The 480-nt window shown below is 41.9% G+C and carries 1 protein-coding gene; it reads right to left on the reverse strand.

Annotation, left to right across the window (positions count from 1 at the left end; translation table 11 throughout):
- On the reverse strand, positions 1–427 hold a 427-nt coding region (locus A3738_RS10475; RefSeq protein ID WP_156504185.1), incomplete at its 3' end, for a hypothetical protein.
- Between the last annotated feature and the right edge of the window lie 53 nt (positions 428–480).

Consider the following 480-nt stretch of genomic DNA (forward strand, 5'->3'; position numbering starts at 1 on the left):
AGTCGATATTAGAGCCCGTCAAAATAATAGGAAGTGTTCTAGTGTCGTTATCGATCTCTTGTTGCCATGCGCCTCTAGCTAAAATATCAATGCCTTTCTCATCAAACTGGCGTGGAATATCAATAAGGCGTTGATCTTCTTTCTGAGGCTGTAGTAGTTGAGTTGCGGTTAGCGAAGAATCAAGATACTCGTACAAGAAATTATTAGAGCTGCTAGGTTCAATTGGCGTTCGCACTTTCTCAAAAACCAAAACCTCAAGATCAGGGTTTTGTTGCTTGAATAATACAAACTCAATTTGATATCTATCGATAGGTTTTTCGATAGCGTCGTGGTCTAGGGGAGCTTCTTCAGCGAACATGGGGCTGCTGAGGATAAAGGTCGTAGCGCATAACAGTGCTTTGAATGGTAACCCAATACGTAAACTCAAAATATATCCTTAGCGATTATGCGCCGGTTGCGCCAATGTCTTAAGCAGCGATT

Source organism: Oleiphilus sp. HI0066 (genome assembly GCF_001635725.1).